Origin of the sequence: Bacillus sp. SKDU12, from assembly GCF_010093085.1 — a bacterium.
In the GTDB taxonomy this organism is placed as follows: Bacteria; Bacillota; Bacilli; order Bacillales; family Bacillaceae; genus Bacillus; species Bacillus mexicanus.
In genome coordinates this window covers 270124-289915 of record NZ_MSRC01000017.1, presented here as the reverse complement: position 1 = coordinate 289915, position 19792 = coordinate 270124, and the positions used below count along the sequence as shown (strand labels likewise).

Below are 19792 nucleotides of genomic sequence, written 5' to 3'. Positions count from 1 at the left end.
CCTTACATTAAATTAAGTAGTAAACAAACATGATAGCAAATGTCGCTCCGCTCAATAGCAGCGTGCTTCCGAACGTAATGGTTAACCCTTGTTTTTGAATGGTATTGGCAATTAAACCGGGCACGATGATGCCGATTCCTCGAAATTCCGCGATTTCAAATGGAACAATCGGGTATAGAAAATCAAACGCGATTTTCAGGACGATTCCCGTTATCAGCATGGCAGCGAATTTTCTGCGTCCGTACAAAATCATAAATTTGGATAAACCGTATTTCACAATGACATAAGTGAGCAGGCTGACTAACAATACGAGTAAAATAAAGACCGGCTGATTAAACACAAGTCCTAAATATCCCGGTACAACCAGTCCTGCCGGCACGATTCCTGTTTTTTCTGCAAAAATCAAACTGAGTAGCACACCTAAAATAAGTGCAATGTATAAATCTGATCCGAACATGTCTGCGTTTCCTCCTAGCTTACGAGCTGCTTAACCTTGTATTCGTGGATTTTTTCAATTAAAGGCTCTGCGGCGCCATGAATATTGCCGACGCCATATATGACACGGTTGTGCATTCTTTTCTTTAACAATTCCATAATTTCTTCTGTTGACTTGTACTCGAGATCATGCAGTTTATCTGCAGGAATTTTGCCTTCTTCATAGGCTTTTACGATTGGTTCTGTTGTTTCACCGATTAAGATCAGTTCACTTGCTTCAATATAAGGCAATACGTCATTTGCGAATTGCTGTGTCCGATCGACACGGTCTGCGCGGCAGTTCATGATGATGATCGGATCATCGGTTGGGTACCCGATTTCTTTTACACGTTTCCATATATTCAAAGTAGAAGAAGCGTCGTTTGCGGCAAACCCATTAACAAAGTGCCCAGGCTCGCTCGGACTGATCAGCGGAAGAATTCTCATCGCTCCCGGATCTGGCGGCGCATTCAGCATTCCTTTAAACGCTGTTTCTTCGTCAATGCCGAGTGCTTGAGCCACACCCAGTGCAAGAGAAGCATTATCTGGGAATACCATATATTCAAATTTACGCAAATATTCATCTGTTATTTTTGAGTTATCAGCAATGATGACTTTTGTGTTTCGTTCTTTTGCTTTTTGTTGAAAGAACTCAGTATATTCACTATCTGTAATGACAAGATGGCCATTATAAGGAATAGTAGCGGTAAACGCTTCTGCAATTTCATCAAGCGTCGGTCCCATGACATCCATATGATCTTCTAAAACGTTAACAATAACACCGATATTGGCTTGCAGAAGTTCATCCTGAAAGATAATTTGATAATCCGGGTTAACAGCCATACATTCACTGACGATAGCATTAGCCCCTCTTTCTACTGTTTCTTTCATTACTTCTTTTTGCTCTCCGATATTCGGTCCTTGAGGCTTCCGTTTAATCGGTTTTTCTTCCGGTGTGTCCCAGTAAATCATTCTTGCATCTGTCCCTGTTGTTTTCCCAACAGTTTTGTAACCGGCTTCTATTAATATTCCGGTTGTCAGCCTTGTCACAGTCGATTTTCCCCGAATGCCGTTAATATTCACTCGCACAGGGAGGGCATCAATGTTCTTCTGATGTCGTCGCTTTTCTAATATTCCGATGACCAGTATGACAGCACAGGCTATAATGAGTAACCACATTGCTTATCGACATCTCCTTCTATATTGTTGTAAATTCATTCATCAGTATATAGAATCACTATGATTTCTCAATCGGCATTATGTAACATAATCGCTCATGATTCACTGAGCCAAACTTCTCTTTTGAAAGAGATATTGTACCTACAATCCGCTTTCTTTTTTTGGAAAACAGCAGGACTTACACCTTACCTCTTTTTTAAAAAGCCTAAAGGAATGCGCTTTCATTATTCTCCTGACATGCTTCTGGACGTATAGTCTCACTTCACTGTTTACATTTAATATGCATTTCAAATCAATCTTTTTTTAAGCCCTGATTATCAAGCTTTTCTTGCTGTCATGCGTGTTTCCGGTTCTTATGAACACAAAATCGTTTCGTCTGTTTCTTAAGGACAAGGTCATCATGTCATCCTTTCTGCACGGAAGAGGGAAAAGCAGTCCTATTTCAAAATGACTATAGAGATCATATATGAAATTGCTAAATATAGAGGTCTGTATTCTCTAACATAATTAAACATTTTATAAGCGGATAGTCTTTCCCCGTTTTTCTCGTTTACAGGTCTAAACGCATGATTTTGAAACATTTTTAATAAAACTTAATATTTATTCAAGAATTCTTTATCCAAATTTGTGAAGATCGTGTCAAAAAAGAGCGAAAATCTTAAAATTTCATAATTTTGTATACAATTTATAATAGATTTCGATATTTTTATTGCCAACTTTTAATAGGTCATGATAACCTATTTTCGTAAACGGTTACATAATAGGGGGAACATTTTTGTCTACAATTAAAGACGTCGCCGGAGCGTCGGGAGTTTCCAGTTGCGATGGTTTCCCGCGTCCTGAATTAACGGCGATGGAGAAGTTGAATGATTCCCCGAATGAAGCCTTTATAAAAGAGAATCCCGGCTGATCGGGCTTTTTCCCATATATCCAAAACCCTTTCTTCCCGCAGCTGGCACGCGGCGCAGAGGATGAATTGAATCGAGAAGGATATCACCTTATCTTCAGCAATAGTAATTAAAAAAGAACTTGAGTACCTTCAACCCTTTTAGCAAAATTATGTTGCAGGCACTATTGCCGCAACGATGAATTACCCGAATCTTGAGGAATACAGCGGCATAAAGCATCCAGTCATTTTTTTGGCAGAAAACCTGAAGGCGCTCCTTCTGTGTCCAGTGACGATTGTACAGGAGGAAAATTAGCCGCCAAAGCCATCACTCACGGAAAAAGACGGCTCATCGCTCTTCTAAGAGGTCCCGCCCGTGTTAAACGGTGCTTTGGAGACCTTACAGCAGGCTGAATTGATTTTCAGGTCACTGAGACGGCTTTCTTTTCTTCTAAAGGCTCGTAATCGATGGCGAAAGGGCTATTTGCCGCTTATCATGAGACAGATGATGCGATAGCGAGTAATGATATTAAAGCCGCTGCAGTATTACATGAAGCATTAGATCGCGCAATAAATGTGCCGAAGGACATTAAAATTCTCGGCTATGACGACATTGCGCAAAGCGAGCTGCTTTTGGGCACCATCAAAAAACAGGCGCTGACAGAAATGGCGATTCAAATGCCTGCACCTATATAAGAAGAAAGACGACAAGAAAGGAAGATCATGATGCGTAATATTTGTGTGATTGGAAGCTGTTCTATGGATATAGTGGTCACCTCAAACAAACGCCCAAAAGCTGGAGAAACGGTGCTTGGCACATCGTTGCAAACGGTGCCCGGCGGTAAAGGAGCAAATCAGGCCGTTGCTGCTGCAAGACTAGGAGCACATGTGTTTATGGTCGGCAAGGTTGGAGATGATCATTATGGAACAGCCATTTTGAAAAACTTAAAAGCAAATGGCGTTTGCACAGACTATATCGAATCGGTTACACATAAAGAAAGCGGAACCGCCCATATTGTGCTTGCTGAAGGTGATAACAGCATTGTCGTCATCAAAGGGGCAAACGATGACATCACTCCTTCATATGCGATAAACGCGCTTGAACAGATTGAAAAAGCCGACATGGTCCTGATTCAGCAGGAAATTCCGGAAGAAACGGTTGATGAGGTGTGCAGTTACTGCCATTCTCATGACATTCCGATCATGCTAAACCCGGCACCAGCCCGCCCGTTGAAACAAGAAACAATTGATCATGCCACCTATCTCACGCCGAACGAACACGAAGCATCACTCTTATTTCCTGATCTTACCGTTTCCGAAGCCTTGGCGCTTTATCCGGCGAAGCTCTTTATTACGGAAGGAAAACAAGGCGTCCGCTATTCAGCCGGAAGCAGGGAGCGTCTCATCCCGTCCTTCCCTGTTGAGCCCGTTGATACAACCGGAGCCGGAGATACCTTTAACGCAGCCTTTGCTGTGGCACTGGCTGAGGGAAAAGACATTGATGCCGCACTGCGGTTTGCCAATCGTGCCGCCTCCCTTTCCGTCTGTTCCTTCGGTGCGCAAGGCGGAATGCCCACAAGAAATGAAATTGAAGAGCTGCTGTCCTGAAAAACAGCATACTGACGGCCGTCTTACCAAGCTGTTAGCCGACCCTGGCTATACTGACAAAGTTGTGATCACAGATGCAGGGCTGCAAAATCCATTTCCATTTCTATAGAAAGCTCTCAGCCACTGTCGCTCAGCAGCCTGAATTGATCGGTAAACCGGCCATAGAAGCAGCCGATAATGTTTTGCGCGGACAACAAGTGAAAGCCTGTCGAACGAAAAACATAAAAATAATGGCTGCGGATCAGATGTTCATCTGATCTTTTTTGATGTTTAGGAATCTGTGAAAACGTGAATAGGGATATAAAATGAAAATTATTTCTCTTACGTGAGGAGAGGAACGAAATGAACAAAACAACAAAAATACTATCAACTTTAGCACTTGCAGCCGGAATGACTGCAGCTTCTGCAGGGGGCGCAAGCACGATTCATGCACAACAGCCAGACACAGCTGTAAGTATTGATGATTTATATAGCTATCCGATTGATTCTTATTTGGTGTCAGCAGAGGCGCTAAATGTCAGAACAAAGGCTTCCGCATCAAGCAAGAAAGCCGATATGCTGCACTTAGGCGACAGCTTAAAGCTGATCTCCTTCGCAAACGCTGACTGGGCAAAGGTTCATTATAAAAACGGAAAAACAGGCTTTGTCTCTACTCATTACATTGTAAAAGCAGCGACCACCGTAAAAACCAAAACAAAAACAAAGGTATATTCATCTGCTGAAGGAAAAAGCATCAAGACTATCCCCGCAGGCACAAGCGTTTCTTTTTTAGGCTGGAGTAAAACGAAAAAAGACGGTTTTGATTTTAACTGGGTGAATGTTGATTATGGCGGTGCGACAGGTTATATGAAAACAAAGGATTTACACATGACAAAATAACTCAGAGGGATTCCTTTTTATACGGAATCCCTTTTATTTATGTATAGATTTGTCACATCTCCAAGATATTTCTCAGGAAATATTGTCATAAGCTGTGTCGAAACCGTACATGATTATCGACATTTTTGCTCACGTTACATATTGGAGGTGTGAATATGAATCAATTTGAAGCGGCGTATGAATCGTATAAAACCCGGCAAACAACTGCCGACCAGCAAACTATTTCCGAAAAAGAAGAAATTATCGCCGTTAAAAGAAATGAAGAAAATAATATTATTGCAGTGAAAACAAACGAGGGAAGAGAGCTTGACTATCCCACTGCGCTTTCAGAAGCAAAAGCGGGCAAACTCGCTCATGTTGATGTTTTTCATAAATACGGACGTGACATTTTGAGAAGTGAACCGGACGGCATAAAAGAAAATAACCTGTCCGAGCTTCCGGATTTTTAATCATAAAAAGCCCGGCCGCATGCCGGCCAGGGCTTTTTTTTAAGCAAAAGGCTTCTGAATGTAATCGGCTAACCGTTTTGCACTGAGAGAAATATCCTCCACACTGGCATAAGACACGCCATAGAACACATATGGCGGGAGGTATTTCATGCCAGTCAGATTGCTCGTAGCCTGAAATGGTTTCAAAAGCTCACTGATTGAGTAATGATTAGCCCCGCCAGCCTGATATTTTTCTGCTTCGGCGCCAGTTGAAACAGCAAGCATCAGTTCCTTTCCATGCAAGGCGTTTCCTTCTGAACCGTAGGCCCAGCCATAAGTCAGCACTAGATCCTGCCATTTTTTCAAGAGGGGCGGAGAACTGTACCAATAAAGCGGAAATTGAAAGACAATTCGGTCGTATTGCTCGCACAACTGCTGCTCCTTCGCAACATCTATCGCTTCATCGGGATATTCCCTATAAAGCTCCCGTACTGTGATATTGTCATGTTGACTTAATTCCTCTGTCCATGCTTTATTAACAACTGAGTTTTCCATATCAGGATGAACTGCTAAAACCAATACTTTCATCAGACCACACCCTTACCCTTTTGGCGTTATTTTATCCAAAGCCAGTAAAAGTTTCAAATAAAAAGAAAGCCTCCGCACAGGAGGCTTTCTTTTTTCTTTATTCAGGGCTTCCTTCAGTTGTTTCGATATCTTTAGCAAAATCAGGATTATCCAAATTCGCATTAAAGAAATCAGCAGTATTCGGAAGTCTGAGATTCATGTTCATTTTTTTAGAAATCGTAACCGTGCAATCCTCAAGCACATAGTCAAAAACGTGTCCGCCTGAATTGCGTTCTTCGTCAATGAAGTGCAGGTGATAGCCAGAAACAGCGATTCCATTAGCGTAGGAAGGTGTCAAGAAACCTACGATCGTTCCTCTCACATTGTCGAAGTTGAAAATCGGTTGTGTTTTGACCGCTTCAACCATCGGCACATAAGGTTTTTCTTGCAGTTCTACCGTTCTTGTCTGCACTTTTTTAAACAATCCGTCAATGCGGATAGCGTAAAATAAATTTTTGCTTGGCAGAATGCTGTTGATCTCTTTTTCAAATTCTTCACGTGTTGTTTTCGCATCAATTTTGTGCGTCATGTCCGGTGTGAAGAACGCAAATGAACAAAATGGAGAACGATCTCCGTCTTGGACCGGTGTCGCAGTTCCATCTGATCGGAGACGGTAAAATTCACCGTCAAATCCAATCAGCTCTCCATCAAGCTTATTAAAGGTCCCAATACCGAAGTCTCCGTATTTTGGAATCTCTGACAGTTCAAAATCTCCGTCATATACTGCATCTAAAAGAGAAGTCATTGTTGATACTTGATAAATCTGGCTCACAGGCTGATCTTTCTGGCCGCGGCTGAGCACTTGAGTATTGCTTTCGCCTTTCATAATTCCCTTCACTCCTTTTATTTGGTTCTGTTTATAAAACAGGTGGTGACGCGCAGAGTGAGTGCTAGAGAGCTTTCGTTTTCATGAGTTCCCCGAATTCTTTCGGAAGCTTATCACTTGCTAAATTAACGTTATCACTGTAGTCAACCGGTATATCAATGATGACAGGACCCTCAGCGTTCATACCTTGACGCAGTACATCTGCCAGCTGGTCTGGTGATTCTACACGCAGGCCAGTTGCTCCGAAGCTTTCTGCATATTTCACGAGATCGATATTTCCAAAATCGACCGCAGATGTACGATTATATTTTTTTAATTGCTGGAATGCAACCATGTCATATGTGCTGTCATTCCATACAATGTGTACAATTGGTGCTTTTAAACGGACTGCTGTCTCTAATTCCATTGCTGAGAATAAGAAACCGCCGTCACCAGAGACGGATACTACTTTTTCTCCCGGTTTCACCAATGAAGCGCCGATTGCCCAAGGAAGCGCTACGCCGAGTGTCTGCATGCCGTTACTGATCATTAATGATAATGGTTCATAGCTGCGGAAATAACGTGACATCCAAATCGCATGTGAACCGATATCGCACGTTACTGTCACATGGTCATCGACTGCGTTTCGCAATTCTTTCACGATTTCAAGAGGATGCAATCTGTCTGATTTCCAATCAGCAGGCACCTGTTCACCTTCATGAAGATATTGTTTTAAGTCAGAAAGGATCTTTTGCTCACGTTCAGCAAAGTCCACTTTCACAGCGTCATGTTCGATATGATTGATCGTAGATGGAATATCGCCGATCAACTCCAGCTCCGGCTGGTAAGCATGATCAATATCTGCCAGAATTTCATCTAAATGAATGATTGTCCGGTCTCCATTGACATTCCAGAATTTCGGATCATATTCGATTGGATCGTAGCCTATTGTCAGAACAACATCAGCCTGCTCAAGCAGAAGATCGCCCGGCTGGTTGCGGAATAGTCCGATTCGGCCGAAGTATTGATCCTCTAAATCTCTCGTAAGAGTACCTGCAGCTTGATAAGTTTCCACGAATGGCAGCTGAACCTTTTTCAACAGCTTGCGAATTGCTTTAATCGCTTCCGGTCTTCCGCCCTTCATGCCGACTAATACGACAGGAAGTTTCGCTGTTTGGATTTTTGCAATGGCCGCGCTGATTGCATCATCGGCAGCAGGACCAAGTTTTGGCGCTGCGACAGCACGCACGTTTTTTGCATCTGTAACTTCATTGACAACATCTTGCGGAAAGCTCACAAAAGTGGCCCCAGCCTGACCTGCTGACGCTATCCTAAATGCATTTGTAACAGCTTCCGGTATGTTTTTTACATCTTGAACTTCTACACTGTATTTTGTAATCGGCTGAAATAGCGCCGCATTATCCAAAGATTGATGTGTCCGTTTGAAACGATCTGCACGGATCACGTTCCCAGCTAGTGCAACAACAGGATCACCTTCAGTGTTTGCTGTCAGCAGCCCTGTAGCTAAGTTAGAAGCACCTGGTCCTGATGTGACTAACACAACTCCCGGTTTTCCAGTTAAACGCCCGACTGCCTGCGCCATAAATGCTGCATTTTGTTCATGCCGAGCAACGATAATTTCTGGCCCTTTATCTTGTAAAGCGTCAAATACCGCATCAATTTTTGCACCTGGAATGCCAAATACATGTGTGACACCTTGCTCCACTAAGCAATCAACAACAAGCTCCGCCCCTCTGCTTTTTACAAGGGATTTTTGTTCTTTTGTTGCTTTTGTCAACACCCTCACTCCTTATTATGCATTTTAAACATAAAATTTTAAATATTTCTTGTGATACTTTTCACTATACACTCTTTGGAAATTGACCTCCAATATCGATTCGCCTTATGATTAATATGTATTACGAATTATTAACCTATGGAAAGGAATGCATATTGAATGGAGCTTCGCCATCTTCAATACTTTATCGCAGTAGCCGAAGAGCTTCATTTCGGAAAAGCTGCCCGGCGGCTGAACATGACACAGCCTCCCCTCAGCCAGCAGATCAAACAACTGGAAGAAGAAGTCGGGGTAACACTTTTAAAGAGGACAAAACGATTTGTTGAGCTAACCGCAGCTGGCGAAATCTTTTTAAATCACTGCCGGTCAGCTTTGATGCAAATCAGCCAAGGAATTGAACTTGCCCAGCGGACGGACCGGGGCGAACACGGGCATCTCGTTATTGGTTTTGTCGGATCAGCCACCTATGAATTTCTGCCGCCGATCATCCGGGAATACCGAAAAAAGTTCCCATCTGTAAAAATTGAACTGAAAGAAATCGTTTCTTATCGGCAGCAGGAGGATTTACTCAAGGGAAATATCGATATCGGCATTCTCCATCCGCCATTAGAGCATCCCGAGCTGCAAATTGAAAAAACCCAGAGCAGTCCATGCATCCTGGCATTGCCGAAGCAGCATCCGCTTGCATTAAAAGAATCAATTGACATTACCGATTTGGAAGACGAACCGATTATCACCCTTTCCAAAGAAGCGTGGCCCACACTATATAACGACTTTTCAAAGCTCTGTGAAGACGCAGGTTTTGTGCCGAATATCGTTCAAGAAGCGACAGAATATCAAATGGTAATCGGGCTGGTAACAGCGGGCATCGGCATTACCATTGTCCCCTCCTCGGCCAGAAGGCTGTTTAATCTGGATGTCACGTATCGCAGCGTTGATCATTTTCAGCTCAAAGCGGAATGGGTGATCGCATATCGAAAAGACAGCCAAAACCCTGTATTAAGGAAGTTTGTCGAAATATCCAAATCATTAAATGAACGATAAATAAAAAAGGCGCTCCGTTCTCCGGAATCCGCCCGTTTATCATCAGGATAAAAGATCAAGCTCACTTTTGAGGTAATCAGCTCTTTTTATAATATAGTCGCAAATCACATCTGGCTCACGGTCAAAACGCTCAATATCATTCTTTTTATATGGGTCCATCAGAACAAACGGCCTGATTTTCTCATATATCGCCATTATTTTCGGTTTCATATATTCTATTGTAAAAAGAGATTGGAGCGTTTTTTCTAACAGATGCTTATAGGCCTTGCGAAATTCGGGTACATCCAAAACCCGGGCGGTTAGTGTATTAAATCCTTGAATTCTTACATAATCGGCAGCCATCCGCTCCCCATGGATATCCCTGCCCCAAGTCGCATCATAATCCCAAGGAATCACCTCAAATAATCCTGTTTCACTGCTTCTGTACAATGAGTAGTTGTGGACAAAGCCATCATAGTTTGAGGTGAATACAATGCCGGCGAGCCAGCGCAAATATTTATCTACATCTACATGTTTTGTCACTTCTGATTTAAATTGAGCTTTAGGGACAGTATTAATTTTGAAGATCATATCCTGTAAATAAAAATCGTCTTCCTCAGTCCCTGTCTTCTTTTCATATCCATGCTCAAGCGACGTCTTTGTTTCCCTTTCTAAGTCGCTCATCAGAGAGAAATTAGCATCATCATCTACCGCGTAAAAAATCGCACCATCCGCCAGCTTCCTTTTCGCTAAATAATATTCATCGACGGATTCCAGTTCAAGATAAACCCCTTCATTTTTCCCATTCAACTTCACAAACACAAACTCTGCCTTTGGAGACAGCGTCCCAAGCTCAGCAAAAAAATCCAGAGACAATTTGTTTCTCATCATGGAAGGATCTTTATACTCCGCATTTAAGTGAACCTCTCGTGCGCCGCGGAAAGTTTTCGGCTGGTAAAACGAAATATGGTATGACTTCTTTTTGAAGTCTCTGATATGGGAGCCCCGATAAGCGATGTCAATATCCATCCTTTTTTGATTGACCTTCAACACAGCTTCCACTGGCTCATCGTCCCATATGTCCTTTTTTAATTCACGCAAGTCTTTCGGATGAACAAACAGCTGATAAAGCGGCAAATTAGATTGATTCTTCATCCATGATCCTCCTAACAAATTTTAGGCTTTTATTTTTGTGAGATATCAGCGGAACACTTATACACTTTTTTAAACCGCGCGTACTATGAGTGTAGTAAGGATCTTCATCCTTAACATCATTTTTAAAAAGGAGGATATCAAATTGGGCCACTATTCCCATTCTGACATCAAAAAAGCGGTGAAATCTGCAAAAAAAGAAGGTTTAAAGGACTATTTGTATCAAGAGCCTCATGGAAAAAAATGCAGTCATAAAAAATCGCACCACTCTCACAAAAAGTCATACTCTTCTCATAAGAAGTCACGCAGCTACAAAAAATCGTACTGCTCTCACAAAAAATCTCGCAGCTACAAAAAATCATACTGTTCTCACAAAAAATCTCGCAGCTACAAAAAGTCATACCGTTCTCGTAAGAAAACATATCTAAGCCACAAAAAAGCATACTGCTCTCACAAGAAAAAATATCAAAGCTACAAAAAGTCATATTCTCACAAGAAAAAATCCCGCAGCCATAAAAAGTCATACTCTCACAAGGAAAAATCTCGCAGCCATAAAAAGTCATATTCTCACAAGAAAAAATCTCGCAGCTACAAAAAGTCATACCGTTCTTACAAGAAAAAATCTCGCAGCTACAAAAAGTCATACTGTTCTCACAAGAAAAAATCTCGCAGCTACAAGAAGTCATACTGTTCCCACAAGAAAAAATCTCGCAGCTATAAAAAGTCATGCCGCACACAGAAAAAACCATATTGCTCCCATAAGAAAAAATCCTATAAGAAACACTACAAAAAAGAAGATGATTATCATAGCAAAAAAGAGTTCTGGAAAGACGGCAATTGCTGGGTAGTCAAAAAGAAATACAAATAAACAGAAATTTCATCTCAATAGGCTGCCGGCAAATGCACGGAGCCTATTTTTCAATTTTCCCTTTATTAGATATATGCCATGACATAACATATGCAACCCGCATCATTTGGTTTCCTTGAAACCATTTCGTTATAATCAAGGTATTCTAATCATAAAGGCGGTTGTTGCTATGTACATATTTAAAGCGGATCAGCTTAATGCCAAAGACACATACAAGCTATTATCAGGTGCTGTCATTCCCCGTCCCGTTGCATTTGTAACCACCCTTTCTTCAAACGGAGCGGTAAATGCCGCACCTTTCAGTTTTTATAATGTGGTCAGTTCAGATCCTCCGCTTCTCAGTGTCTCTGTTAACAGAACCGAAGGACGTCAAAAAGATACTGCCCGAAACGCAGTAAAAACCGGAGAATTTGTTGTTCATGTCAGTGATGAAGCTATTATTGAAGATATCAATGAAACGGCGGCAAGCATAGGGCCGGACGAAAGCGAACTCACGCGCACCTCGCTTCATTCCGTCGAAAGCAAAAGCGTTTCAGTTCCCGGCATTAAGGAAGCACGCATTCGATTTGAATGCACATTAGAGCGGCATATCACGTTTGATAATGACCAAGGTGTGACCACAGCAGATTTGCTTATCGGCAGAGTGGTCTGCTTCCACCTCGATGAAAAGGTGTATGATGCGGAAAAAGGGTATGTTTTGGCGGATGAATTAAAGCCTGCCTCAAGGTTGGCGGGAAACCACTATGCGAAGCTGGGCGAAGAATTTACGCTGATTCGTCCGAGTTAAAATAAGGAGGACTATTTAAATAGAAGAAACTAGTCAATAAGACCTTGTTTTCGTTAAAAAACGCCCGGATAAATCTCCGGGTGTTTATGAATGAGAAGGTAAGAAGGAGGGATTGAAATGGAAGGCACTCATTTTTTGATTGTAATGCTGACCACTCTTTTTATCACGATTGCTTTTTATAGCTATATCCGAAAAAGACTGGGAATCCCTAAACCGCCTCGGTGGTATCAACCTGTCAATAGCATACATAGACTGCTGGACATCCTCTTGCTCATATTATTTGGTTTTTCCTTGTTTCGTTTTCCTCCAGAGAATATGCTTATCTTATATCTATTCTTGATGAATGGTTTTCGTGCATTTATGGAGTGGAAATATAAGCGTGAAGAGAAGCAGTATGTATACTATTTATTTGGCACCGCTCTCTTTCTAACCGTTTTTATTTATATTTGTATTTTCTTTTAATATCTCATATTCCCACAGCTGTTCCATCTCCGCGCGGATCGGCTCCGCCTTGAAGGAAGCCTTCTTCATCAACTTTGATGGCTGCTGCGTGTCCCATGAGCGAATCATAGTCATCGACAACCTCAACAAAATGTCCGATGGCTTGCAGTCTTTCAATGGTTGCTTCTGAGACTCTGCCCTCGACTCTGAGACCTTCATATTCCTCTCCCCATGTTCTTCCCCACACCCAGCGCGGTTCGCTGATCGCCTGCTGAGGGTGCATTCCATAGTCCAGCATTCGGGTAATAATCGCCGTTTGGGTCTGCGGCTGGCCTTCACCGCCTTGTGTGCCGTACAGAATTTTCGGTTTTCCGTCTTTGCAGACCATAGCCGGCATAAGTGTATGGAAGCTGCGTTTTCTAGGTTCAAGCGTATTGACATGATCTTGATCTAATGAGAAAAATGACCCGCGGTTTTGCAGCAATATGCCTGTATCACCCGCAGTAACTGCCGAGCCAAATTCAAAGTACAGGCTTTGAATGAATGACACTGCGTTGCCTTCCGCATCGATGACGGCCGCATATGCCGTATCACTTCCCACCGGCCTGCTTTCTGCCGGTCCCGCCATATGACCGATTTCTTCCGCCAATCGTTTCGCATAGCTTTTGTCCAAAAGCTTATCAAGCGGAATATCAGCAAACGCCGGATCAGTCAGAACGGCATTCCGATCTACAAAACTCTTTTTCAGCGCTTCCACAAGCACATGATAATACTCGAACGACCCATGCTCAATGTGAGTAAAATCATAGTTTTCCAGAATGTTCAAAGTTAACAAACCGGTAAATCCCTGAGAATTCGGCGGCGCTTGGTACACACTGTATCCTCGGTAATCACTTGATACAGGCTCCATCCACTCGCCTCGGTGCGCTCTAAAGTCATCGAGTGTCATGTAACTGCCATTATGCTGTAAATACGAGACCATCCGCTGCGCGATATCTCCTTCATAGAAGGCGCTTCTTCCTTTCTCGGCAATCATATTCATGCTCTCTGCCAGCTCTCTTTGCACAAATCGCTCTCCCGGAATAGGCGCTTTGCCGCTTCTTGTAAAAATCTCGGCCGTGTAAGGCGTGGAAGCCAACAGCTCAAGATTCGTTTCTGTGTGACGGCACTGATCAGCTGATACTGGAAAACCATTTTGGGCATACTCGAGTGCAGGCTCCATAATCTCTGCAAGAGACATACGTCCGTACTCCTTCAATACGGCATCCCAGCTATCAACCATCCCCGGCACTGTAATGGCACTGCCTATTCCCCTCAGCGGAATCGCACTTTTTCCCTTGTATACTTCTCTCGTGACATTTTTTCCTGAACGGCCGCTGCCATTGTAGACTCTTGCCGCCTTCGTTTCCTCGTGAAAGGTCAGCCAAAAGGAATCCCCTCCAAGACCCGTCATATGCGGATACACAACTGCCAGACAAGCACTCACAGCAACGGCGGCGTCAAATGCGTTTCCTCCCTTGTCCAATATTTGGTTTCCGGCTTGAGAAGCGAGATAATGCGGGCTGACAACCATTTGTTTTGTACCAATGACAGATTTGTTCATCACGCATCCCCCTTTTTTAGAGATTTTCTCCAGTATAAGGAGGCTTGGTGCCATGCCTCTATAGGTTCGGAAGATAAACTGACAAACTTTTTACGTTCCGAAATTAAAAAATCATTATTTCATTCATTTCGAAAACAATAATCAAATTGAACTTTCTAAACGTAATTTTTATGATAAAATACAATGTAAAAGGCTACGAAAGCAGGTGGAACAATTGAGTCATAGTCATGACTATCAAATCCCCAACCTTGTTCTGGATGAGATTGACAAGCAGATCCTCACAATTTTGCACGAGGAAGGCAGAATATCTTATACGGATCTTGGCAAAAGAGTCGATTTGTCACGGGTTGCTGTCCAGACTCGAATTAACCATTTAATCGAAGCTGGTGTCATTGAAAAATTCACCGCTGTCATTAATCCCGCAAAAATCGGCATCCATGTATCCGTGTTTTTCAATGTCGAAGTCGAACCGCAATTTTTAGAGGATGTCGCGCTTAAGCTTGAGGAAGAACCTGCGGTTACCAGTCTCTATCACATGACAGGTCCAAGCAAACTGCACATGCATGGAATCTTCGCGAATGATCAAGAAATGGAAGAGTTTTTAACAAAACGGCTGTATCCGCTTGAAGGCGTCGTCAGTGTTGATTGCCAAATGCTGATTAAACGATACAAAAGCCGAATGGGAATGAAGCTGTAAAGGAGAGAAATAAATGAAAAACCATCCTTATCGGGATATGATGGCCGCTATGGTTCGCACCGGCGTATTAGGATTCGGCGGCGGGCCTTCCGTGATTCCGCTGATCCGCCATGAAGCGGTCAATAAATATAAATGGATTGATGATGATGAATTCGGAGAAATACTGGCAATCGCCAATGCGCTTCCTGGACCGATTGCCACAAAAATGGCTGCGTATCTGGGATTTAAACTAAAAGGCACGCTGGGCGCAATCGTGGCGACCCTCGCTCATATTTTGCCTACATGCATCGCTATGGTCGGCTTGTTTGCCGCTGTAAATGTTCTAAGCCACTCAGCAATTGTTGCCGGCATGATTGGCGCCGTAACGCCAGTGATAGCCGTCATGCTCGGCATTATGGCATACGAGTTTGGCCAAAAAGCACTTAAAGGCTTCGGCTGGGTCACCGGCATCCTGTTTTTTATCATCGCTTTTATCGGTCTGCAAACGTTACAGATCAATCCCGGCCTTGTCATTATCATTTTCCTGGCGTACGGCGCGTTTCATTTTAAACTGAAAGACAAAAACACAAATAAACATTCAAAAGATAAAGGAATGTCAGCCTCATGATCATGATTTATTTATTTATGGCATTTTTGATCGCAAACCTGCTCGGGTATGGCGGCGGACCTGCGTCTATCCCGCTGATGTTTGAAGAAGTCGTCAACAGATACAGCTGGCTGTCAAATGACCAATTTTCAAACATGCTCGCCCTTGCGAACGCATTGCCGGGCCCGATCGCAACCAAAATCGCCGCATATGTCGGCTACAGCGCAGGGGGATGGCCCGGCTTTCTGATTGCACTGATCGCAACCGTCGTACCGTCAGCACTCGCCTTAATTGTCCTGCTTCGCATTATTCAGCGCTTCCGCCAATCACCCGTCATCAAAGGAATGACGCTGTCCGTTCAGCCAGTCATCGCTGTCATGATGCTTATCCTTACTTGGCAAATCGGCGCCGACGGCATCAAAGCCATCGGCTGGATCCAATCTCTAGTGATTGCGGGAATTTCCCTCCTTGCCATGACAAAATTCAAGATGCATCCGGCATTTCTGATTATCGCGGCATTTTTGTATGGAGGCCTCGTGATTCCTCATTTGTAGAGAAAAGCACCTAGACAGGTGCTTTTTTATTTAGGGCCAGAAATTCCATTCGTAATGACAGCTGTTTCTTTGCCTGTATCATTTTTGTACATGTGCTTGATTTGCAGTGTGGTTCCTGCCATTCTTACAGATTGCTGAATGTGAGGCGAATTGGTTTCAACCGGCACCCAATCAGGAGACTGCTCATTCCAAGATAAAAAGCATGCAAGGATCAACAGGCCAGCGATAATCGACAGCATTATCTTCATATCGCATCACTTCTTTTTAATAAGCTGCTTGCCGCGTACAGCGCTTGAGTATCATGAAGAATGTCACCGGGACGATTGCCTTCTCCCAGCACATAGCCTTTAAAAGACATTCCCATAAAGTCAAAAATGAGCTCAAACTGCTGAATCAGCGGAAGCCCTTTTGTCTTAGGCTTGTCTCCGCCGACTGCTATCACATATGCCTGCTTCTTCGTCATTTGCTGTTGAAAATCAGGAAACCCGGGATCTCTCAACGTTTGTGACCAGCGATCAATAAACTGCTTTAATGTCCCTGACATGCCAAACCAATAAATCGGGGTAGCGAATATGAGAATATCGTACGGCAATATCTGTTCAATGATAGAATCGTAATCATCTTGAATCGGACGGAAGCCGCCTTGAGTGTGACGCATATCTTCAATTGGCTGGATATGATATTTTCTCAAATCAATGTGTTTGGCACCGAATCCTTGTACTGCCTTCTCCGCAAGAATGTCCGTATTTCCGCCACACCGGGTTCCGCCATTTATGACCGCAATTTCCATGATGCATCTGCTCCTTTGTTTACGAATCATTTTCTTCATCATATAATGGATTCACCGATCAATACAGATGAATATTCCGATCAATCCAATCGGCAAAACCGATTTAGAAAGAGAGAGACAATGGAATTAAAACAGCTGATCACCTTTATTACAGCGGCAGAACATGTAAACTTTACCCTTACCGCCAAGATACTTAACTATGCCCAATCAAGCGTTACCGCTCAGATCAAATCACTTGAAGAAGAAATCGGGACGCCTTTATTTGAACGGCTCGGCAAGCGGCTCATCCTGACAGAGGCCGGCACAACGTTCAAAACGTATGCTGAGAAGATCATCTCGTTAACTGAAGAAGCCAAAATGGCGGCAAATCATGTAAGAGAAACAACGGGAACGTTGAAAATTGGGGCTACGGAAAGCCAGTGTACATACCGCCTTCCGCCTATTATTAAAGAATTCAAACAGGCTTTTCCCCAAGTAAAGCTCATATTCAAACCGTATGTTTCCAACGAACAAGTCAAAGAACAGCTTTTACAGGGCCAGCTTGATATCACCTTTGTTTTGGATGTAAATCGACCGGACGACACACTGCACATTGAATCTCTGATGCAGGATGAAATAAAAATGGTAGCGGCAAATGACCACCCTTTGTCTGGACATTCACCAGTAACATTGAAGAATCTTCAAAACGAAACTCTTCTGCTGACAGAAGACGGCTGCTCTTACCGCATGCTCTTTGAGGACACTTTACATGACGCCGGTGTTTACCCTAATAAATTGGAATTTGTCAGCATAGAAGCCATCAAACAATGCGTAATGGCCGGTCTTGGAATTGGCATATTGCCTGAGATGACCGTAAAAGACGATATTGCAGCAGGCAGGATGAAAGAGCTCAACTGGCGGAGTGATTGCCCCGTTTTCACCCAATTGGCATGGCATAAAGACAAGTGGATGTCTGCCCCATTGAAGGCTTTTATCGAGTTGACGCGGAGCACATTTAAATAAAAATATTTCCACAAGCTCGAATTACTGGTCAGAACAAACCAAAAATTGCACACAGCATACAAAAAACACTTGCTGACTCAGAGCCGCAAGTGTTACGTGTGATCTTTCTGATAAAACGTTCGTAAGACATGTGTTTCAAGGTCAGCCAAGCGGACAGGGATCGGCAGCCTGCTTTCTTGATTGATCAGGTTCATCGTGATGTGATAGCTGCTTTCTAAATCAATATGATTTCCGCAAGACAAAAAGATAGGCTTCACGTCCTGCCGCGTCCGCAAGGCACGGCCATATACCTCGCCGCCAATGATAATATCGGTATACTCGCCAACTTCATTTTCAGGCATCTCGAAATCACAGCCTTTGATTTTGAGATAGGTTTTCGCAATCCCAATCGTCGGTTTCTTGAGAAAAAAAGCCGCATGAGTGGCAACACCCATATGGTTGTAATGCAGATACCCGTTGCCATCAAACAAAAACACATCCGGCTCCGTCTCAAGCTTTCTGCCCGCCTCGATGATAAGCGGCAGCTCGCGGAACGCAAGAAAACCGGAAACATACGGCACACTGATTTTTCCCATACTGTGCACTTTTTCAATGACTTCTTTTGTATGGGCGTCAATGACAATGATACTGCACACCCCGTACGGTTCTCCGTCCTGTTCCCAATAGGCGAGGTCAACGCCTGCGCAGGTGTTGACGGAGTCTGGGGTGATGGTTGGTGATAGGTTGATTTTGGGTTGAAGGGATTGTTGTGTTTGAACAAAATCCGATTCATCTTTTAGATAAAAATCATGAACTTGATGTACTTTCATTTCAATTGCTTTCCTCTCTTTACTTCTTAAAATAGGCTCCACGCTTAATTGTTATGTATTTCGATCTAGCGAAAAGCCTTGTATCAATGGCTATTTAGACAAATTATGCCTCATTTAAAAAAACAGATAGTATAACCTGCTTTTTTATCAATATTCATTTTTAATTTCTTTATAAAAATATGATCAATTGTTTAATTAACTCTTTAAGTTCAGTGCATATAATATTCTCTAAAGGATTTTCCCAATATTCGTTTTTTATTAGCTCAATGCAATAGTTTCCGGTTGGACCCCCATCTGGGTACCACCCTACATCAAGCAACAAGTTTTTAGTTTTATGGTAAATCTGCAGAAGATCTTGATTAAAGGTTAAATAACCAAGCATCATCATTTGTTTCTAAAGTCTCAGGGGCAGTATCTTTTAATGTAATATAATCAACAGTCCAACCCGCCGGTATCTTAAGCCTTAGGAAATTAGGAACCTGTTGGCTTAGCTGCTGCAAACCCTCTGAAATCCCACTTCCTACACTCCAGATTTGATATTCTAACTCTTCTAATAATTGTTCTATATTAAAAAAAGAGTCTTCTTTATAAACGTTATCCTTTTTTAAGCTAACTACTTTGATATGGTATTGACCATGCCTTAACGACAGCATTACGTTTTTCATTTTGTAATTTTAGTAGTTCATATTTTTCTAAATTCAAATCATTCTATACTACAGACCAGCCATCAAGAATTTAAACCGCCGTAATTGAAAAATTTGATCTCTGACCATCCCGCTTCTCCTTATACTACATT

General features: G+C 42.8%; 21 protein-coding genes and 3 pseudogenes. 13 read left to right on the top strand and 11 right to left on the bottom strand.

Translation table 11 applies throughout. The features are described 5' to 3' along the window. Positions 1 to 7: 7 nt before the first annotated feature. Complete coding sequence (pgsC, locus tag BTW01_RS15745; RefSeq protein WP_003227889.1) at positions 8 to 457, bottom strand: poly-gamma-glutamate biosynthesis protein PgsC; 450 nt, start codon at positions 455 to 457, stop codon at positions 8 to 10. A gap of 14 nt (positions 458 to 471) precedes the next feature. After that, a complete protein-coding gene (pgsB, locus tag BTW01_RS15740; protein ID WP_162103926.1) occupies positions 472 to 1653 on the bottom strand; it encodes a poly-gamma-glutamate synthase PgsB in 1182 nt (393 codons plus the stop codon). Positions 1654 to 2428: 775 nt separating this feature from the next. Between pgsB and BTW01_RS18770 the strand changes: the two are divergent. The 5 genes and pseudogenes from BTW01_RS18770 (at position 2429) to BTW01_RS15715 (ending at position 5475) form a co-directional block, all read left to right on the top strand. Further along, positions 2429 to 3273 (top strand): annotated as a pseudogene (locus tag BTW01_RS18770) (substrate-binding domain-containing protein). Then, positions 3266 to 4147 carry a ribokinase gene (rbsK, locus tag BTW01_RS15730; protein ID WP_162103925.1) on the top strand — a complete coding sequence of 294 codons (882 nt, stop codon included), beginning with the start codon at positions 3266 to 3268 and terminating at the stop codon, positions 4145 to 4147. The pseudogene BTW01_RS18770 and the gene rbsK overlap by 8 nt, the downstream one beginning before the upstream one ends. Positions 4148 to 4254: 107 nt before the next feature. Further along, positions 4255 to 4404 (top strand): annotated as a pseudogene (locus BTW01_RS18530) (hypothetical protein); the annotation flags it as partial. A gap of 85 nt (positions 4405 to 4489) precedes the next feature. After that, entirely contained in the window at positions 4490 to 5026 is a 537-nt protein-coding gene (locus BTW01_RS15720; RefSeq protein ID WP_162103924.1) for an SH3 domain-containing protein, read from the top strand. Positions 5027 to 5181: 155 nt separating this feature from the next. Beyond that, complete coding sequence (locus BTW01_RS15715) at positions 5182 to 5475, top strand: DUF3892 domain-containing protein (protein WP_162103923.1); 294 nt, start codon at positions 5182 to 5184, stop codon at positions 5473 to 5475. A gap of 39 nt (positions 5476 to 5514) precedes the next feature. On the opposite strand, the gene BTW01_RS15710 is transcribed toward BTW01_RS15715, so the two are convergent. The 3 genes from BTW01_RS15710 to alsS form a co-directional block, all read right to left on the bottom strand. After that, positions 5515 to 6042 carry an NAD(P)H-dependent oxidoreductase gene (locus BTW01_RS15710; protein WP_162103922.1) on the bottom strand — a complete coding sequence of 176 codons (528 nt, stop codon included), beginning with the start codon at positions 6040 to 6042 and terminating at the stop codon, positions 5515 to 5517. Positions 6043 to 6139: 97 nt separating this feature from the next. After that, the gene (gene budA / locus BTW01_RS15705) at positions 6140 to 6907 is read right to left on the bottom strand and encodes an acetolactate decarboxylase (RefSeq protein ID WP_162103921.1); all 768 of its coding nucleotides are present in this window, start codon (positions 6905 to 6907) and stop codon (positions 6140 to 6142) included. Between the two features lie 64 nt (positions 6908 to 6971). Next, a complete protein-coding gene (gene alsS / locus BTW01_RS15700; RefSeq protein ID WP_162103920.1) occupies positions 6972 to 8684 on the bottom strand; it encodes an acetolactate synthase AlsS in 1713 nt (570 codons plus the stop codon). A gap of 159 nt (positions 8685 to 8843) precedes the next feature. Here alsS and alsR point away from each other — a divergent pair, with 159 nt between their 5' ends. Continuing rightward, positions 8844 to 9728, top strand: a complete 885-nt coding sequence (gene alsR / locus BTW01_RS15695) for an acetoin biosynthesis transcriptional regulator AlsR (protein ID WP_162103919.1) — start codon at positions 8844 to 8846, stop codon at positions 9726 to 9728. Between the two features lie 42 nt (positions 9729 to 9770). Here alsR and cotH read toward each other — a convergent pair whose 3' ends face one another. After that, the gene (gene cotH, locus BTW01_RS15690; protein WP_162103918.1) at positions 9771 to 10862 is read right to left on the bottom strand and encodes a spore coat protein CotH; all 1092 of its coding nucleotides are present in this window, start codon (positions 10860 to 10862) and stop codon (positions 9771 to 9773) included. A gap of 142 nt (positions 10863 to 11004) precedes the next feature. Here cotH and cotG point away from each other — a divergent pair, with 142 nt between their 5' ends. The 3 genes from cotG to BTW01_RS15675 all read left to right on the top strand — a co-directional run bounded on the left by cotG (position 11005) and on the right by BTW01_RS15675 (position 12976). Then, positions 11005 to 11727 (top strand): spore coat protein CotG, encoded by a 723-nt coding sequence (gene cotG, locus BTW01_RS15685; protein WP_162103917.1) that lies wholly within the window; start codon positions 11005 to 11007, stop codon positions 11725 to 11727. A gap of 169 nt (positions 11728 to 11896) precedes the next feature. Continuing rightward, positions 11897 to 12514: a flavin reductase family protein gene (locus BTW01_RS15680; protein WP_162103916.1), complete on the top strand. Its 618-nt coding sequence runs from the start codon at positions 11897 to 11899 to the stop codon at positions 12512 to 12514. Positions 12515 to 12631: 117 nt separating this feature from the next. Beyond that, the gene (locus tag BTW01_RS15675) at positions 12632 to 12976 is read left to right on the top strand and encodes a DUF4181 domain-containing protein (RefSeq protein ID WP_162103915.1); all 345 of its coding nucleotides are present in this window, start codon (positions 12632 to 12634) and stop codon (positions 12974 to 12976) included. Between the two features lie 4 nt (positions 12977 to 12980). On the opposite strand, the gene ggt is transcribed toward BTW01_RS15675, so the two are convergent. Beyond that, entirely contained in the window at positions 12981 to 14558 is a 1578-nt protein-coding gene (gene ggt / locus BTW01_RS15670) for a gamma-glutamyltransferase (protein ID WP_162103914.1), read from the bottom strand. Between the two features lie 214 nt (positions 14559 to 14772). Here ggt and chrS point away from each other — a divergent pair, with 214 nt between their 5' ends. From chrS to chrA, 3 genes are read left to right on the top strand one after another with little or no spacing between them, the layout of a single operon-like run. After that, complete coding sequence (gene chrS, locus BTW01_RS15665; RefSeq protein ID WP_162103913.1) at positions 14773 to 15255, top strand: chromate efflux transcriptional regulator ChrS; 483 nt, start codon at positions 14773 to 14775, stop codon at positions 15253 to 15255. 13 nt (positions 15256 to 15268) lie between these two features. After that, positions 15269 to 15862, top strand: coding sequence for a chromate efflux transporter subunit ChrB (chrB, locus tag BTW01_RS15660; protein ID WP_162103912.1), 594 nt, complete (start codon positions 15269 to 15271; stop codon positions 15860 to 15862). Next, positions 15859 to 16395, top strand: coding sequence for a chromate resistance efflux protein ChrA (gene chrA, locus BTW01_RS15655; RefSeq protein ID WP_162103911.1), 537 nt, complete (start codon positions 15859 to 15861; stop codon positions 16393 to 16395). The genes chrB and chrA overlap by 4 nt, the downstream gene beginning before the upstream one ends. A gap of 26 nt (positions 16396 to 16421) precedes the next feature. Here chrA and BTW01_RS15650 read toward each other — a convergent pair whose 3' ends face one another. Both BTW01_RS15650 and BTW01_RS15645 read right to left on the bottom strand, forming a co-directional pair. After that, positions 16422 to 16643: a hypothetical protein gene (locus tag BTW01_RS15650; RefSeq protein ID WP_162103910.1), complete on the bottom strand. Its 222-nt coding sequence runs from the start codon at positions 16641 to 16643 to the stop codon at positions 16422 to 16424. After that, on the bottom strand, positions 16640 to 17185 hold the full coding sequence (locus tag BTW01_RS15645) for a flavodoxin family protein (protein WP_162103909.1): 546 nt from the start codon (positions 17183 to 17185) through the stop codon (positions 16640 to 16642). The genes BTW01_RS15650 and BTW01_RS15645 overlap by 4 nt, the downstream gene beginning before the upstream one ends. Before the next feature lie 120 nt (positions 17186 to 17305). Here BTW01_RS15645 and BTW01_RS15640 point away from each other — a divergent pair, with 120 nt between their 5' ends. Next, positions 17306 to 18187, top strand: a complete 882-nt coding sequence (locus BTW01_RS15640) for a LysR family transcriptional regulator (RefSeq protein WP_162103908.1) — start codon at positions 17306 to 17308, stop codon at positions 18185 to 18187. A 92-nt stretch (positions 18188 to 18279) separates the two neighbouring features. On the opposite strand, the gene BTW01_RS15635 is transcribed toward BTW01_RS15640, so the two are convergent. Further along, the gene (locus BTW01_RS15635; RefSeq protein WP_162103907.1) at positions 18280 to 18996 is read right to left on the bottom strand and encodes an endonuclease V; all 717 of its coding nucleotides are present in this window, start codon (positions 18994 to 18996) and stop codon (positions 18280 to 18282) included. 147 nt (positions 18997 to 19143) lie between these two features. Beyond that, a pseudogene (locus tag BTW01_RS15630) lies at positions 19144 to 19769 on the bottom strand (hypothetical protein). Between the last annotated feature and the right edge of the window lie 23 nt (positions 19770 to 19792).

Excerpts from the sequence above, each read along its gene's own strand:
- BTW01_RS15680 (WP_162103916.1), top strand. The coding sequence starts at position 11,897 with ATGTACATATTTAAAGCGGATCAGCTTAATGCCAAAGACACATACAAG.
- ggt (WP_162103914.1), bottom strand. The coding sequence starts at position 14,558 with ATGAACAAATCTGTCATTGGTACAAAACAAATGGTTGTCAGCCCGCAT.
- budA (WP_162103921.1), bottom strand. The coding sequence starts at position 6,907 with ATGAAAGGCGAAAGCAATACTCAAGTGCTCAGCCGCGGCCAGAAAGAT.
- rbsK (WP_162103925.1), top strand. The coding sequence starts at position 3,266 with ATGCGTAATATTTGTGTGATTGGAAGCTGTTCTATGGATATAGTGGTC.
- BTW01_RS15720 (WP_162103924.1), top strand. The coding sequence starts at position 4,490 with ATGAACAAAACAACAAAAATACTATCAACTTTAGCACTTGCAGCCGGA.
- BTW01_RS15715 (WP_162103923.1), top strand. The coding sequence starts at position 5,182 with ATGAATCAATTTGAAGCGGCGTATGAATCGTATAAAACCCGGCAAACA.
- BTW01_RS15675 (WP_162103915.1), top strand. The coding sequence starts at position 12,632 with ATGGAAGGCACTCATTTTTTGATTGTAATGCTGACCACTCTTTTTATC.
- cotH (WP_162103918.1), bottom strand. The coding sequence starts at position 10,862 with ATGAAGAATCAATCTAATTTGCCGCTTTATCAGCTGTTTGTTCATCCG.
- BTW01_RS15640 (WP_162103908.1), top strand. The coding sequence starts at position 17,306 with ATGGAATTAAAACAGCTGATCACCTTTATTACAGCGGCAGAACATGTA.
- BTW01_RS15645 (WP_162103909.1), bottom strand. The coding sequence starts at position 17,185 with ATGGAAATTGCGGTCATAAATGGCGGAACCCGGTGTGGCGGAAATACG.
- pgsC (WP_003227889.1), bottom strand. The coding sequence starts at position 457 with ATGTTCGGATCAGATTTATACATTGCACTTATTTTAGGTGTGCTACTC.
- BTW01_RS15635 (WP_162103907.1), bottom strand. The coding sequence starts at position 18,996 with ATGAAAGTACATCAAGTTCATGATTTTTATCTAAAAGATGAATCGGAT.
- pgsB (WP_162103926.1), bottom strand. The coding sequence starts at position 1,653 with ATGTGGTTACTCATTATAGCCTGTGCTGTCATACTGGTCATCGGAATA.
- chrB (WP_162103912.1), top strand. The coding sequence starts at position 15,269 with ATGAAAAACCATCCTTATCGGGATATGATGGCCGCTATGGTTCGCACC.
- BTW01_RS15650 (WP_162103910.1), bottom strand. The coding sequence starts at position 16,643 with ATGAAGATAATGCTGTCGATTATCGCTGGCCTGTTGATCCTTGCATGC.
- chrA (WP_162103911.1), top strand. The coding sequence starts at position 15,859 with ATGATCATGATTTATTTATTTATGGCATTTTTGATCGCAAACCTGCTC.
- BTW01_RS15710 (WP_162103922.1), bottom strand. The coding sequence starts at position 6,042 with ATGAAAGTATTGGTTTTAGCAGTTCATCCTGATATGGAAAACTCAGTT.
- alsR (WP_162103919.1), top strand. The coding sequence starts at position 8,844 with ATGGAGCTTCGCCATCTTCAATACTTTATCGCAGTAGCCGAAGAGCTT.